The 14,842-nt window shown below is 59.5% G+C and carries 15 protein-coding genes and 3 tRNA genes; 8 read left to right on the top strand and 10 right to left on the bottom strand.

Going from position 1 to position 14,842, the window contains the following annotated elements; all coding sequences use genetic code 11:
* Positions 1 to 288: 288 nt before the first annotated feature.
* From KHA73_RS01555 to orn, 4 genes are all read right to left on the bottom strand, one after another.
* Positions 289 to 364: transfer RNA gene (locus tag KHA73_RS01555), tRNA-Gly, on the bottom strand.
* Between the two features lie 55 nt (positions 365 to 419).
* Positions 420 to 495: transfer RNA gene (locus tag KHA73_RS01550), tRNA-Gly, on the bottom strand.
* A gap of 64 nt (positions 496 to 559) precedes the next feature.
* Positions 560 to 635 (bottom strand) — tRNA-Gly (locus KHA73_RS01545).
* 193 nt (positions 636 to 828) lie between these two features.
* Positions 829 to 1,374 (bottom strand): oligoribonuclease, encoded by a 546-nt coding sequence (gene orn / locus KHA73_RS01540; protein WP_234587767.1) that lies wholly within the window; start codon positions 1,372 to 1,374, stop codon positions 829 to 831.
* Between the two features lie 151 nt (positions 1,375 to 1,525).
* Here orn and rsgA point away from each other — a divergent pair, with 151 nt between their 5' ends.
* The 3 genes from rsgA (at position 1,526) to mscM (ending at position 6,908) form a co-directional block, all read left to right on the top strand.
* Positions 1,526 to 2,575 (top strand): small ribosomal subunit biogenesis GTPase RsgA, encoded by a 1,050-nt coding sequence (rsgA, locus tag KHA73_RS01535; protein ID WP_234587765.1) that lies wholly within the window; start codon positions 1,526 to 1,528, stop codon positions 2,573 to 2,575.
* A gap of 75 nt (positions 2,576 to 2,650) precedes the next feature.
* Positions 2,651 to 3,547 carry an archaetidylserine decarboxylase gene (gene asd, locus KHA73_RS01530; protein WP_234587763.1) on the top strand — a complete coding sequence of 299 codons (897 nt, stop codon included), beginning with the start codon at positions 2,651 to 2,653 and terminating at the stop codon, positions 3,545 to 3,547.
* Between the two features lie 13 nt (positions 3,548 to 3,560).
* Positions 3,561 to 6,908, top strand: a complete 3,348-nt coding sequence (gene mscM / locus KHA73_RS01525) for a miniconductance mechanosensitive channel MscM (RefSeq protein WP_234587752.1) — start codon at positions 3,561 to 3,563, stop codon at positions 6,906 to 6,908.
* A gap of 59 nt (positions 6,909 to 6,967) precedes the next feature.
* Here mscM and epmA read toward each other — a convergent pair whose 3' ends face one another.
* The gene (epmA, locus tag KHA73_RS01520; protein WP_234587750.1) at positions 6,968 to 7,945 is read right to left on the bottom strand and encodes an elongation factor P--(R)-beta-lysine ligase; all 978 of its coding nucleotides are present in this window, start codon (positions 7,943 to 7,945) and stop codon (positions 6,968 to 6,970) included.
* A 386-nt stretch (positions 7,946 to 8,331) separates the two neighbouring features.
* Between epmA and frdA the strand changes: the two genes are divergently transcribed.
* The 4 genes from frdA to frdD are packed head-to-tail and all read left to right on the top strand — an operon-like array spanning position 8,332 to position 11,635.
* Entirely contained in the window at positions 8,332 to 10,128 is a 1,797-nt protein-coding gene (frdA, locus tag KHA73_RS01515) for a fumarate reductase (quinol) flavoprotein subunit (RefSeq protein WP_234587748.1), read from the top strand.
* Positions 10,121 to 10,855 (top strand): succinate dehydrogenase/fumarate reductase iron-sulfur subunit, encoded by a 735-nt coding sequence (locus KHA73_RS01510; protein WP_234587732.1) that lies wholly within the window; start codon positions 10,121 to 10,123, stop codon positions 10,853 to 10,855. Before frdA ends, KHA73_RS01510 begins: the two co-directional genes overlap by 8 nt.
* Before the next feature lie 15 nt (positions 10,856 to 10,870).
* Complete coding sequence (gene frdC / locus KHA73_RS01505) at positions 10,871 to 11,263, top strand: fumarate reductase subunit FrdC (protein ID WP_234587723.1); 393 nt, start codon at positions 10,871 to 10,873, stop codon at positions 11,261 to 11,263.
* Between the two features lie 12 nt (positions 11,264 to 11,275).
* Positions 11,276 to 11,635, top strand: a complete 360-nt coding sequence (gene frdD, locus KHA73_RS01500) for a fumarate reductase subunit FrdD (protein WP_234587721.1) — start codon at positions 11,276 to 11,278, stop codon at positions 11,633 to 11,635.
* Positions 11,636 to 11,692: 57 nt separating this feature from the next.
* On the opposite strand, the gene sugE is transcribed toward frdD, so the two are convergent.
* The 4 genes from sugE to efp all read right to left on the bottom strand — a co-directional run bounded on the left by sugE (position 11,693) and on the right by efp (position 13,227).
* On the bottom strand, positions 11,693 to 12,010 hold the full coding sequence (gene sugE / locus KHA73_RS01495; protein WP_061800513.1) for a quaternary ammonium compound efflux SMR transporter SugE: 318 nt from the start codon (positions 12,008 to 12,010) through the stop codon (positions 11,693 to 11,695).
* A 195-nt stretch (positions 12,011 to 12,205) separates the two neighbouring features.
* Entirely contained in the window at positions 12,206 to 12,337 is a 132-nt protein-coding gene (locus tag KHA73_RS01490) for an entericidin A/B family lipoprotein (protein WP_234587711.1), read from the bottom strand.
* A 119-nt stretch (positions 12,338 to 12,456) separates the two neighbouring features.
* Complete coding sequence (locus tag KHA73_RS01485) at positions 12,457 to 12,588, bottom strand: entericidin A/B family lipoprotein (RefSeq protein WP_061800517.1); 132 nt, start codon at positions 12,586 to 12,588, stop codon at positions 12,457 to 12,459.
* Between the two features lie 72 nt (positions 12,589 to 12,660).
* On the bottom strand, positions 12,661 to 13,227 hold the full coding sequence (efp, locus tag KHA73_RS01480) for an elongation factor P (RefSeq protein ID WP_234587709.1): 567 nt from the start codon (positions 13,225 to 13,227) through the stop codon (positions 12,661 to 12,663).
* A 42-nt stretch (positions 13,228 to 13,269) separates the two neighbouring features.
* Between efp and epmB the strand changes: the two genes are divergently transcribed.
* Positions 13,270 to 14,298 carry an EF-P beta-lysylation protein EpmB gene (gene epmB / locus KHA73_RS01475; RefSeq protein WP_234587707.1) on the top strand — a complete coding sequence of 343 codons (1,029 nt, stop codon included), beginning with the start codon at positions 13,270 to 13,272 and terminating at the stop codon, positions 14,296 to 14,298.
* Between the two features lie 73 nt (positions 14,299 to 14,371).
* Here epmB and KHA73_RS01470 read toward each other — a convergent pair whose 3' ends face one another.
* A complete protein-coding gene (locus KHA73_RS01470) occupies positions 14,372 to 14,716 on the bottom strand; it encodes a DUF4156 domain-containing protein (RefSeq protein WP_234587705.1) in 345 nt (114 codons plus the stop codon).
* Positions 14,717 to 14,842 lie beyond the last annotated feature (126 nt).

The raw sequence follows: 14,842 nt of genomic DNA, 5'->3' as shown, positions 1-14,842 counted from the left end.
CGGCAGGCAAAGTCTGTCTGTGGACTTGTGCATAAAAATAAAAAGGCGTTGTCTTTCAACTGCAACAAAAAGAGCAAGTGATCGGTATAACGTTTTCACATAAATAAATATGATTAATTATCAGTATGTTAAATATTTCATTTGCGTGGCGTTGATTTTTTAAACTGGCGGTATTATGTACGCAAACTGTGGATAAGTCTGTTTACAACATTTTTACGGGGTGGGTAAAACAGGACAGAGAACCGCGCCGGATAAGGCGTTGAACTAAGTTTGAATCGAAGAGAAAATTGGAGCGGGAAACGAGACTCGAACTCGCGACCCCGACCTTGGCAAGGTCGTGCTCTACCAACTGAGCTATTCCCGCATTGAGATGCTTTCGGCATCCGGCCATCAAACAACAGCATGGCCTTTGAATTTTTTGGAGCGGGAAACGAGACTCGAACTCGCGACCCCGACCTTGGCAAGGTCGTGCTCTACCAACTGAGCTATTCCCGCGTCGCATGGGTACTGCCTAACACTTTTTTTATTCATCACGCCGCATCAGCAGCATTGTTGAATTTGGAGCGGGAAACGAGACTCGAACTCGCGACCCCGACCTTGGCAAGGTCGTGCTCTACCAACTGAGCTACTCCCGCCCGGCGTATCGATGTCGGAACTTAACGAAATTCTTCATCGGTACGGGGTGCGCATTATACGAGAAATCCTTTTTGCCGCAAGCCCCTGAAAGCAAAAAAACGCGATTTTTGTTTGATTGCCGATTAAAGCGCCAAACTGGCGAATTAAGCGGCGAAAACGGGCGTTTTTCCGCACACGGGGGCGCTGCGGCCGTTACAGCTGAATGAAATGCTCGCGGTAATAAGCCAGTTCGGCTACCGATTCGCGGATATCATCCATCGCCTGGTGGGTGCCCTGCTTCTTGAAGCCGCTGAGAATTTCCGGCTTCCAACGGCGCGCCAGCTCTTTCAGCGTGCTGACGTCCAGATAGCGGTAATGGAAGTAGGCTTCCAGCTCAGGCATGTAGCGGAACAGGAAGCGGCGGTCCTGGCCGACGCTGTTGCCGCAGATAGGCGATTTGCCGGCCGGCACCCACTGCTGCAGGAAGGCGATGGTCTCCAGCTCTGCGGCACGGTCGTCGGCGCGGCTGGCCTTCACCCGCTCCACCAGCCCGCTGCCGGTGTGGGTGCGCACGTTCCAGTCATCCATCAAAGCCAGCTGTTCGTCAGACTGGTGGACGGCGATCACCGGCCCTTCGGCCAGGATGTTCAGATTGGCATCGGTGACCAACGTGGCGATCTCGATAATGCGATCGCGTTGCGGATCCAACCCGGTCATCTCCAGATCGATCCAAATCAGGTTATTTTCATTTCCTGTCATGATATTTCCTGCCTAAAAGCCGAAAGCTCAACAATGCGCGAGCCAGAGGCTGGCCGCAGTGCGCCGAACAACGGTTATTTAATATAAAATAGCGTGTATCATAGTCTTTTTGGTCGCCATGGGCGATAAAAGCCGATTCAAGTGAGGCGCAGTGAGCAAGAACAAACTGTCCAAAGGTCAACAACGCCGCGTGCAGGCGAACCATCAGCGCCGCCTGAAGCGCACTGATAACAAACCGGAGCTGGATGATTCCCAATTGGGCGAGCCGCAAGACGGCATCGTGATCAGCCGTTTCGGGATGCACGCCGACGTTGAAGCGGCGGATGGCACCCAGCACCGCTGCAACATTCGCCGCACCTTGCGATCGCTGGTGACCGGCGATCGCGTGGTGTGGCGCCCCGGTGTCGGCACCCATGAAGGGGTTAAGGGCATCGTGGAAGCGGTGCATGAACGCACCTCGGTGCTGACCCGTCCCGATTTCTATGACGGCGTGAAACCGATCGCCGCCAATATCAATCAGATCGTCATCGTTTCGGCGATCCTGCCCGAGCTTTCGCTGAACATCATCGATCGTTACCTGGTGGCCTGCGAAACGCTGGAAGTCGAACCGCTGATCGTCCTGAACAAGATCGATCTGTTGGACGCCGAAGCGCGCAAGCGGGTCGACGGCATGATGGATACCTACCGCAAAATCGGTTATCGGGTGCTGGAAGTCTCCAGCCAGACGCGTGAAGGCATGGAAGCGTTTGAACAGGCGCTGGTCGGGCGCATCAGCATCTTCGCCGGCCAGTCCGGGGTCGGCAAGTCCAGCCTGCTGAACGCGCTGCTGCCGCCTTCCAAAGAGCAAATTCTGGTAAATCAGGTTTCCGACGTGTCGGGCCTGGGGCAACATACCACCACCGCCGCGCGGCTGTACCATTTCCAGCACGGCGGCGACGTGATCGATTCCCCGGGAGTGCGCGAGTTTGGCCTGTGGCACCTGGAGCCGGAACAAATCACCCAGGGGTTTGTCGAATTCCGTGACTATTTAGGCGGTTGCAAATTCCGCGACTGCCGCCACGATACCGATCCAGGCTGCGCCATCCGCGCGGCGATGGAGAAAGGCGACATCGCGAAAGAGCGGTTCGACAACTATCACCGCATTTTGGAAAGCATGGCGCAGGTGAAGGTTCGCAAGAACCTCACCGACGCCGCAGACTGATCATACCGGGTGGCGTTGACTGTGGCGGAGCCACGGTTACAATGCGCGCCCTTTACCCCGATTCACGAGGTTAACGTGCTGGATAGCATCAAAATTAAATTGCAGTATTGGCTGCCGAAGCTGGCGCTGACCCGCCTGGCCGGCTGGGGTGCGGATAAACAGGCCGGCTGGCTGACCCAGCTTGTCCTGAAGGGTTTCGCCCGCTATTACCGCGTAGACATGCAGGAAGCGCAAAATCCGGAGTTGTCTTCCTACGCCACCTTCAACGAATTCTTCGTGCGCCCGCTGCGCGACGGCGCGCGGCCAATCATCGACGACGCCAACTGGCTGGCGCTGCCCGCCGACGGCGCCATCAGCCAGCTCGGCCCGATCCGCGACGATCAGATTTTCCAGGCCAAAGGCCACCACTACAGCCTGGAAGCGCTGCTGGCCGGCAACTATATGCTGGCGGAGCCGTTCCGCCACGGCCTGTTCGCCACCACTTACCTGGCGCCGCGCGACTACCACCGCGTACACATGCCGTGCGCCGGCGTGCTGCGCGAAATGATCTACGTGCCGGGCGATCTGTTCTCGGTCAACCCGCTCACCGCCGCCAACGTGCCGAACCTGTTCGCGCGCAACGAACGCGTGATCTGCGTGTTTGATACCGCCATCGGCCCCATGGTGCAGATCCTGGTCGGCGCCACCATCGTCGGCAGCATCGAAACCGTCTGGGCCGGCACCGTCACGCCGCCGCGCGAAGGCATCATCAAACGCTGGACCTACCCGGCAGAAGGCGAAGAAGGGGCCATCGCGCTGGAGAAAGGCGCCGAAATGGGCCGCTTCAAGCTCGGTTCAACGGTGATCAACCTGTTTACCCCGGGCAGCGTGCAGTTCGCTCCGCAGCTGAATAACGGCACCGTCACCCGCATGGGCGAGGCGTTTGCCGAGATCCCAGCCGCGCCGGCCGCTGCCGAATCACCGCAGATCTAAAGGAATTGACGCTGTGCGCCTGATTATCACGCTACTGCTCGGTTGTTTGCTGTTTCAGCCGGCGCTGGCCGCCACGGTACCCACTGAGACTCAGCTCAAACAAGAGCTGAAGCAGGCAGAGGGTAACAAGAACGCGCCTAATCAGGCGGAAACCACCGAGGCGCTGCAAAGCGCCCTCAACTGGCTGGCGGAACGCCAGGAGTCGATGACCCGTTCCGAGCAGTACCAGCGGGTGATCGATGATTTCCCGAAAATGACCCAGGAGCTGCGCCGCCAGCTGGTGCTGGAAGAAAGCAAAATCCTGCCGAACGGCGACAACCTGCCGGCCAGCGACCTGGAACAGCAAATTCTGCAGGCCAGCAGCCTGCTGCTGGAACAGGCGCGCCTGTTGCAACAGGAACAGGATCGCACGCGCGAGATCAGCGATTCGCTGGGGCAGCTGCCGCAGCAACAGACCGATGCCCGCCGCTCTCTGACCGAAGTGCAGCGCCGCCTGCAGGCCCAGCCCGCCAACCCGACCACGCCGCACGCTCAGGCCTCGCTGGCGTTGCTGCAGGCGGAAGCCGCCGCGCGCAAAGCCAAGGTCGACGAGTTGGAATTGGCGCAGCTGTCGGCCAACAACCGCCAGGAGCTGGCGCGGATGCGCGCCGAGGTTTACAAAAAGCGCCACGAGAAGATAGACGTACAGCTGCAGGCGCTGCGCAACAACCTCAACGCCCAGCGCCAGCGTGAGGCCGAACTGGCGCTGGAAAGAACCGAGCAGTTGGCCGAACAGAACGGTGACCTGCCGAAGAGCGTCAGCCAGCAGCTGCAGATTAACCGCGAACTTTCCGCGGCGCTGAACAGCCAGGCCCAGCGCATGGACCTGATTTCGTCCCAGCAACGCCAGGCGGCGGCGCAAACGCTGCAGGTGCGCCAGGCGCTCAGCACCATTATCGAACAGGCCCAGTGGCTCGGTTCGTCCTCGGCGCTGGGCGAAACGCTGCGCGCCCAGGTGGCGACGCTGCCGGAAATGCCCAAACCGCAGCAGCTGGACGGCGATATGGCCCAGCTGCGCGTGCAGCGGCTGCAGTTCGAAAGCCAGCTGGAGAAGCTGCCGCAGCGCGAATTCAAGCGCGACGACGGCAGCGAGCTGACCAACGCGGAACAGCGCATCGTCGAGGCCCAGCTGCGCACCCAGCGCGAGCTGCTGAACTCGCTGCTGTCCGGCTGCGACACTCAAATTCTCGAGCTGACCAAGCTGAAGGTGGCCAACACCCAGCTGATTGAGGCGCTGAACGAGATCAGGGACGCCACCCACCGCTACCTGTTCTGGGTGCCGGACGTCAACCCGATCACCCTGTCCTATCCGATTAACGTCGCGCACGATCTGACCCGCCTGCTGTCGCTGGATACGCTGTCGCAGCTCGGCGGCGCCTTCATGATGATGGTGACCAGCCGCGAAACGCTGATCCCGATCTTCGGCGCCCTGCTGCTGGTGATTTTCAGCATCAGCTCGCGCAAGCACTATCACGCCTTCCTGGAGCGCGCCAGCAGCCGGGTGGGCAAGGTCACGCAGGACGAGTTTTTCCTGACGGTGCGCACCGTATTCTGGTCGATTCTGGTGGCGCTGCCGCTGCCGGTGCTGTGGGCGGCGCTCGGTTACGGCCTGCAAAGCGCCTGGAACTACCCGGTGGCGGAGGCGATCGGCAAAGGCGTCACCGCGACGCTGCCTATTCTGTGGGTGTGCATGATCTGCGCCGCCTTCGCCCACCCGCAAGGGCTGTTCATCGTACATTTCCGCTGGCCGGTGAAGCAGGTTTCCCGCGCCATGCGCTACTACAAGATGTCGATCTGGCTGATCGTGCCGCTGATCATGGCGCTGATCACCTTCGACAGCCTGAAAGAACGCGAATTCGCCAATAGCCTGGGCCGGCTGTGCTTTATCCTGCTGTGCCTGGCCTTGGCCATCGTCACCAACAGCCTGAAACGCGCCGGCATCCCGCTGTATCTCGACAAGAAAGGCTCCGGCGACAACATGCTCAACACCGCGCTGTGGGGGCTGCTGCTGTCGGCGCCGCTGCTGGCTGCGCTGGCCTCGTGCGTCGGTTACCTGACCACCTCGCAGGCGCTGCTGGCGCGGCTGGAGACCTCGGTGGCGATCTGGTTCTTCCTGTTGGTGATTTACCATATTATTCGCCGCTGGATGCTGATCCAACGGCGGCGCATCGCCTTCGACCGCGCCAAGCAGCGCCGCGCCGACATTCTGGCCCAGCGCGCCCGCGGTGAAGAAGAAACGCCGCATACCCCGAACAGCACCGAAGGCGCGATGGACATGGACTATTCGGAGATCGATCTGGATGCCATCAGCGCCCAGTCGCTGCGGCTGGTGCGTTCGATCCTGACCATGATCGCGCTGGTGTCGGTGATCGTGCTGTGGTCAGAAATTCACTCCGCCTTCGCCTTCCTGGAAAACATCTCGCTGTGGGACGTGACCTCAACGGTCAACGGCGTAGAAACGGCGCATCCGATCACGCTCGGCGCGGTATTGATCGCCATTCTGGTGCTGATCGTCACCATGCAGCTGGTGCGCAACCTGCCGGCGCTGTTGGAGCTGGCGGTGCTGCAGCACCTGGATTTGACGCCGGGCACCGGCTACGCCATCACCACCATCACCAAATATTTGCTGCTGCTGTTCGGCGCCATTCTCAGTTTTTCCTGGATCGGCATCGAATGGTCGAAGCTGCAGTGGGTGGTCACCGCGCTCAGCGTGGGGTTGGGCTTCGGCATGCAGGAGATCTTCTCCAACTTCATCTCCGGCCTGATCATTCTGTTCGAAAAGCCGATCCGCATTGGCGACACGGTGACGATCCGCAACCTGACCGGCACCGTCACCAAGATCAACACCCGCGCCACCACCATCTCGGACTGGGACCGCAAAGAGATCATCGTGCCGAACAAAGCGTTTATCACCGAGCAGTTCGTCAACTGGTCGCTGTCGGACAACCTGACGCGCGTGGTGTTAACGGTGCCGGCTCCGGCCGACGCCAACAGCGAAGAGGTCACCAAGATCCTGACCAACGCCGCCGAACGCTGCTCGCTGGTGCTGGACAACCCGGCGCCGGAGGTATACCTGGTCGATCTGCAGCAGGGCATTCAGATCTTCGAGATGCGCATCTACGCGGCCGAAATGGGCCACCGCATGCCGCTGCGCCACGAGATCCACCAGCTGATCCTGGCGGGCTACCGCGAACACGGCATCACCCTGCCGTACCCGCCGTTCCAGGTGCGCAGCGAAACGCTGTCGCGGCTGACCACCAACGGCCGTACGCCGCCTTCCACGCCGCCGCCGAACACCAAACGCGAATCCGGCGGCCTGTAAATAAAAAAGGGTGCAGTTCATGGTGAACTGCACCCTTTTGCTATCCGCTGATGAGAAAGCTACGCGCGCCCTACCGGGAAGGCGAGCACCTCACTCAAACTCTCGGCGCCCAGCGCCAACATCACCAGCCGGTCTACGCCCAACGCCACCCCGGAACATTCCGGCATGCCGTGCTGCAGCGCGTCCAGCAGGTTGTTGTCGATCGGGTGCTGCGGCAGGCCGCGCTCCGCGCGCTTGCGGTTATCCTGCTCAAAGCGCTGGCGCTGCTCGCGGCTGTCGGTCAGTTCACGGAAGCCGTTCGCCAGCTCAATGCCCTTGAAATACACTTCAAAACGCTCCGCTACGCGGTGATCCTCGGTGCTTATCTCCGCCAACGCCGCCTGGCTGGCCGGGAAGTGATAAACAAAGGCCGGTTTTTCGCGGCCGATGTGCGGCTCCACCCCAACGGTGAACAGCAGCTGCAACAGCGTATCGCGGTCTTCTTCGGTATCGGCGATGTTGCTCAAATCAAGCTTGGCCGCCGCTTCGCGCAGCTGGGCCTTCTCCGCCGACAGCGGATCGATATCCAGGTGGCGCAGGAACGCCTGCTGATAGGACAGCGTCTCTGCGCTGTCGCAATCCAGCACCTGCTGCAGCAGATCGTCCACTTCATTCATCAGCCGGTACATGTCGTAGTGCGGACGGTACCATTCCAGCATGGTGAATTCCGGGTTGTGATGCCGCCCGGCCTCTTCATTGCGGAAACTGCGCCCCATCTGATAGATCGGGCCGCTGCCCGCCGCCAGCAGGCGCTTCATGTGGTATTCCGGGCTGGTCATCATGTACAGCGTCAGGCCCTCCGCCGCCCCCGGCCCGACGAAGCGCGTCTGGAACGGGAACAGGTGGATATCGGTAACCGTCGCCTGGCTCATGGTGGGCGTCTCAACTTCCAGCACGCCTCGATCGGCGAAGAAACGCCGGATCTCCGCCAGGATCGCTGCGCGTTTCAACAAATTGGCGATAGGTGCACTTGGCTGCCAGCTTGCCGTTTCGCTCATGGTAATTACTCCGAAATCAAACAGGGGATGCAGTCTACTCGTATCCTGTCACGCAAACAAATTCTTCAGGATCGGCGGGCCGCGGCGGCGGCGATTTTCGACAAACGGGCGGTAAAAAGGCCGATAAAAAGCCGAACGCACGCCGAACGTGCCGCTATGGCAGAAGAGCCTGCCGGCTAACAGTTAATCGACAAAACAATCGATCACATCAAATTTCCCCTACTTAACTTTAGGTATAGTTAATTCCCTATAGTTGGTGGGAGATATCTATCCTTAACTTTTAATTAACATCAATTGGTTCAATTAGTTAGCACCCGAAGCGTTTCATTAAATTTTAAGCATAGATATTTAACTTGCCGTTCTTAACAGAACATTGGAGGAATGCAGTGCAAACCTTTAACGCCGATCTTGCCATTATTGGGGCCGGGGGCGCTGGTTTACGTGCAGCAATAGCCGCAGCGGAAGCCAACCCTCAACTGAAAATCGCGCTGATCTCTAAAGTCTACCCGATGCGCAGCCATACGGTCGCCGCCGAGGGGGGCTCCGCCGCCGTCACCCAGGATCACGACTCTTACGACTACCACTTCAACGATACCGTCGCCGGCGGCGACTGGCTGTGCGAGCAGGACGTGGTCGACCATTTCGTGCACCAGTGCCCGCGCGAAATGACCCAGCTGGAACAATGGGGGTGCCCCTGGAGCCGCAAACCGGACGGCTCGGTCAACGTGCGGCGCTTTGGCGGCATGAAGATCGAACGCACCTGGTTCGCCGCCGACAAGACCGGTTTCCATATGCTGCACACCCTGTTCCAGACCTCGCTGAAGTACCCGCAGATCCAGCGCTTCGACGAGCACTTCGTGCTGGACATTCTGGTGGACGACGGCCAGGCGCGCGGCCTGGTGGCGATGAACATGATGGAAGGCACCCGCGTGCAGATCCGCGCCAATGCGGTGGTGATGGCCACCGGCGGCGCCGGGCGCGTGTATCGCTACAACACCAACGGCGGCATCGTCACCGGTGACGGCATGGGCATGGCGTTCCACCACGGCGTACCGCTGCGCGATATGGAATTCGTGCAGTACCACCCGACCGGCCTGCCCGGCTCCGGTATCCTGATGACCGAAGGCTGCCGCGGCGAAGGCGGCATCCTGGTGAACAAGGACGGCTACCGCTACCTGCAGGACTACGGCATGGGGCCGGAAACGCCGCTGGGCGAACCGAAAAACAAATATATGGAGCTGGGCCCGCGCGATAAAGTTTCACAGGCCTTCTGGCACGAATGGCGCGCCGGACGCACCCTTCCCACCCCGCGCGGCGACGTGGTCTATCTGGACCTGCGGCACCTGGGCGAGAAAAAGCTGCTGGAGCGGCTGCCGTTCATCTGTGAGCTGGCCAAGGCCTACGTCGGCGTCGACCCGGTGAAGGAGCCGATCCCGGTGCGCCCCACTGCGCACTACACCATGGGCGGCATCGAAACCGATCAAAACTGCGAAACCCGCATCAGGGGCCTGTTCGCCGTCGGGGAATGTTCCTCCGTCGGCCTGCACGGCGCCAACCGCCTCGGCTCCAACTCGCTGGCGGAACTGGTGGTGTTCGGCCGGGTGGCCGGTGAGCACGCCGCACGCCGGGCGCTGGAAAGCGGCCCGGCCAACGGCGGTGCGCTGGACGCCCAGGGACGCGACGTCGAAGCCCGGCTGAGCAACCTGATGAAACAGGAAGGCAATGAAAACTGGTCGAAGATCCGCGACGAAATGGGCCTGTCGATGGAAGAAGGCTGCGGCATCTACCGCACGCCGGAGCTGATGCAAAAAACCATCGATAAGCTGGCCGAGCTGAAAGAACGCTTCAAACGGGTCAGGATCACCGACAGTTCCAGCGTATTCAATACCGATCTGCTGTACACCATCGAACTGGGCTATGGCCTGGACGTCGCCGAATGCATGGCGCACTCCGCCTTCAACCGCAAAGAGTCGCGCGGCGCGCACCAACGTCTGGATGAAGGCTGCACCGAGCGTGACGACGTCAACTTCCTCAAACATACGCTGGCGTTCCACAACCCGGCCGGCGCGCCGCGGCTGGAATACAGCGACGTGAAAATCACCAAGCTGCCGCCGGCCAAACGTGTTTACGGCGCCGAAGCCGATGCGCAGGAGAAAAAGGATAAGGAGCAGGCCAATGGCTGAGATGAAAACCCTGAAAATCGAAGTCATGCGCTATAACCCGGAACGCGACGCCGAGCCGCATTTCGAGACCTACGCCGTGCCTTACGATGAGCAGACCTCGCTGCTTGATGCGCTGGGTTACATCAAGGACAACCTGGCGCCGGACCTCTCCTACCGCTGGTCCTGCCGCATGGCGATCTGCGGCTCGTGCGGCATGATGGTCAACCGGGTGCCGAAGCTGGCGTGCAAAACCTTCCTGCGGGAATACACCGGCGGCATGAAGGTCGAGGCGCTGGGCAACTTCCCCATCGAGCGCGATCTGGTGGTCGACATGACTCACTTTATCGAGAGCCTGGAGGCGATTAAGCCCTACATCATCGGCAACGACCGCACACCGGAAGAAGGCCCGAACGTGCAGACCCCGGCGCAAATGGCGAAGTATCACCAGTTCTCCGGCTGCATCAACTGCGGCCTGTGCTATGCCGCCTGCCCGCAGTTCGGCCTCAATCCGGAGTTTATCGGCCCGGCGGCGATCACGCTGGCGCACCGTTACAACCTGGATAACCGCGACCACGGCAAAAAACAGCGCATGCCGCAGCTCAACGGCCAAAACGGCGTCTGGAGCTGCACTTTTGTCGGCTATTGTTCCGAAGTCTGTCCGAAACACGTCGATCCGGCCGCCGCCATCCAGCAAGGCAAGGTGGAAAGCGCCAAAGACTTTATGATCGCCATGCTGAAGCCGCAATAAGGGAGAAAAATTGCCATGACAACACAACGTAAGCCCTATGTGCGCACCATGACGCCCACCTGGTGGCAGAAACTGGGCTTCTATCGCTTCTACATGCTGCGTGAAGGCACTTCGGTGCTGGCGGTGTGGTTCAGCATCCTGCTGCTGTACGGCGTGTTCGCGCTGAAAGGCGGCGCGGAAAGCTGGGCCGGCTTCGTCGGTTTCCTGCAAAACCCGCTGGTGTTGCTGATCAACATCGTCGCGCTGCTGGCGGCGGCATTGCACACCAAAACCTGGTTCGATCTGGCGCCGAAGGCTGCCAATATCGTGGTTAACAGCGAAAAAATGGGGCCTGGACCGATCGTTAAAGGGCTGTGGGCGGTCACCCTGCTGGCCAGCGCGATCATTCTGGCCGTAGCCCTGATGTAATCCGGAGGAAACATGATAAACCAAGCACCTAAACGCTCTGACGAGCCGGTTTTCTGGGGGTTGTTCGGCGCCGGCGGCATGTGGGGGGCGATAGTGGCGCCGGCCATCGTGCTGCTGGTCGGCATCTTGCTGCCGCTGGGGCTGTTCCCCGGTGAGGCGCTGGGCTATGAGCGGGTGCTGGCGTTCTGCCAAAGCCTAATCGGTCGCCTGTTCCTGCTGCTGATGATCGTCCTGCCGCTGTGGTGCGGCCTGCACCGCATCCACCATGCGATGCATGATCTGAAGATCCACGTGCCGGCCGGCAAATGGGTGTTCTACGGCCTGGCGGCGATCCTTAGCGTAGTGACGCTGATTGGGGTCGTGACCCTGTAAACCTCTCAGGCGGCCAATGTCCGTTGGCCGCCTGTTTTAGGTAAGTGGCTGGGGTTATCAGTGGCTGCTGAACTTCAGGCCGAGTATCCCGACCACGATCAGGCACAGGCTGATAATGCGCGCGATATTGGTCGACTCACCCAGCAATATCATCCCCATAATCGCCGCCCCCACCGCGCCGATGCCGGTCCAGACCGCATAGGCGGTGCCGGCGGGCAGCGTTTTCATCGCGTTGGCCAGCAGCAGCATGCTGACTACCATCGCAGCAACAGTAATGATGCTGGGCGTCAGGCGGGTAAAACCCTGGGTGTATTTCAGGCCGATAGCCCATACCACTTCGAGCAAACCGGCGATAAGCAAAATAATCCAGGCCATGAGACGGCCTCCATAAGCATGGGGTCGTCCCCAATCCAGTGACGCGTGAACAGGTCGTCCCGTTCAGCTTGATGACAAATGCCGGGCAATTATAACGTGGCAAGACAAACACGGGAAGGCGGGCATGAAGCGGTATTCCACAAAACGAGCCTGGCGCTACTGCTTATGGAATACCACAGGGGTCTGAAAAAACGCTTATTCCGCGCTGCGCTGAATGGCTTTGCCGCCGGCCTGGATATCTTCACCCACCCCTTTGGTGGTGTTGCATGCGGTCAATGAGCTTAAAATTAGCAAAGAGAAAATGGCGATAATACTTTTCTTCAGCATAGGAAATCCTTATTTGTCGTGATGAAAAAGTACGGCTTTCTAAGCTTAGTAAAGATTAGCGGGCGCTGCTGCTTAAAATGGCGATTTTTTGGCCAAACAAATTAGAGGAATTAATGCTTTCAGCTGGCCGTACGCGAAATAGCGCCGCCGAGGTGCTGAACGTCTTCGCCAAAGCCGCGAAACGTATTACAACCGCTTAGGGATGCCAGTAACAGCAGGGAGATCACGGCCAACAGAGTTTTCTTCATCATGCGGATTTTCTGCCAACGGTCGACGGGAAGGGATAAAACAGAGGAACCACTGGGGTTCCTCTGCCTTGAAACTTATTTAACGCGAGATACGTATTCGCCAGAGCGGGTGTCGACGCGGACAACTTCGCCAATCTGTACGAACAATGGCACTTTAACGACGGCGCCGGTGCTCAGGGTTGCAGGCTTGCCGCCGGTACCGGCAGTGTCGCCTTTCAGGCCCGGATCGGTATCGGTGATTTCAGCTTCGATGAAGTTCGGCGGCTGAACGGCGATAGGACGACCGTCCCACAGCGTAACGATACATTCCGCATTGTCCTGCAGCCATTTTGCCGCGTCGGAAACGGTTTTGCCGTCAACCTGATGCTGCTCGAAAGTCTCTGGGTGCATGAAGTGGTAGAACTCACCGTCGGTGTACAGGTAGTTCATGTTGGTATCTACTACGTCTGCGCCTTCGCAAGAGTCGGTAGATTTAAAGGTTTTCTCAACGCGGGTGCCGGTCAGCAGGCGACGCATTTTTACGCGCGCGAAGGCCTGGCCTTTACCTGGTTTCACGAACTCGCTGGATTCGATAGCGTAAGGTTCGCCCTCGAACATGATTTTAAGACCCGGACGGAAATCGTTGCTAGAATAAGTCGCCATGATGGCCCTCTGAATATTTGAACTGGTAGCTTAGCCAAAAAAATGGCACACATTATAACCCGAACTACGGCATATAGAGAAGATTGGTTGCATCAACTCGCCGATGTTATTACCGATCCTGATGAATTACTGCAGCTTTTGTCACTGAATACCCACCCGGAACTGCCGCAGGGGCGCGATGCCCGTCGGCTGTTCGCCTTGCGGGTGCCGCGCGCCTTCGCCGCACGCATGCGCCCCGGGGATGCCAATGACCCGCTGCTGCGCCAGGTGCTGACCGTCAAAGAAGAGTTTATCAACGCTCCCGGCTTCACCACTGACCCGTTGGACGAACAGCGCAGCGTGGTGCCTGGCCTGCTGCACAAATACCGCAATCGCGCGCTGCTGTTGGTCAAGGGCGGCTGTGCGGTCAATTGTCGCTACTGCTTCCGCCGCCATTTCCCGTATCAGGACAACCAGGGCAACAAGGCCAACTGGCGCCAGGCGCTGGATTATATCCGCCAACACCCGGAACTGGATGAAATTATTTTCTCCGGCGGCGATCCGCTGATGGCGAAAGACAGCGAACTGGACTGGCTGATCGGCGAGCTGGAGGCCATCCCGCACCTGAAACGTCTGCGCATTCACACCCGGCTGCCGGTGGTGATCCCGGCGCGCATTACGCCTGAACTCTGCCGCAGGCTGTCGGCATCGCGCCTGCAGGTGCTGATGGTGACCCATATCAACCACGCCAACGAGATCGACCGCGAGCTGCAAGCCGCCATGGCGCAACTGAAGCTGGCCGGGGTCACGCTGCTCAACCAAAGCGTGCTGCTGCGCGGCATCAACGATAACGCCGACACGCTGGCGGCGCTGAGCAACGCGCTGTTTGACGCCGGCATTTTGCCCTACTACATCCACGTGCTGGACAAGGTGCAGGGCGCGGCGCACTTCATGGTCAGCGACGACGAAGCGCGCGCCATCATGCAGGCGCTGCTGAGCAAGGTTTCCGGCTATATGGTGCCGCGCCTGACCCGCGAAGTGGGCGGCGAGCCAAGCAAAACGCCAATCGACCTGCGCCTGATGCAGGGCTGAAACGCCGCGACGCAAACAAAAAGAGGAATGCCCGGGCATTCCTCTTTTTTATGTATTCGCTGCTATCGGCGCCTTATGGGCATTTATAAACCTGGCCGACCATTTTGCTGTCCAGCGGCGCAAAGCTGGAGAGCAGATTCTGAGTCGGGCTGTTGGCGCCGTAAATCACGTTGCCGCCCATCTCCGCCGCCTTGTTGCGCAGATCGTTGGCCGCACCGCGCATGGAGCTGCCTTCACCGCCGTTGCCGGACAGCCAGTTGCTCTGGGTGCCGGTCACTTCACCCAACAGCTGGCATTCCGCCGCCGGTTTGGTGTCGGTGAACTTAATCTGCTGACCCGCGGCGGTCAGTTCATGAGACGTGCTGCAACCCGCCAGCAGTACGGCTGCCGAGAGACCCAGTAAGGCTTTAATCCGCATCTTGTTCCCCATATGATGTTGAGAATTACGCAAAATCTTATCAGAAAGCGTTGCCATCTCTTAAGCATCCGTTGCCACCGATTCCTGGCCAACGTCTTGAGCGACAGCTGATGACGTATCAGTTTA

This window comes from Serratia entomophila (assembly GCF_021462285.1).
Classification (GTDB): domain Bacteria; phylum Pseudomonadota; class Gammaproteobacteria; order Enterobacterales; family Enterobacteriaceae; genus Serratia; species Serratia entomophila.
The sequence above is the reverse complement of the archived record's forward strand: the minus strand, read 5'-3'. Positions and strand labels throughout refer to the sequence as shown.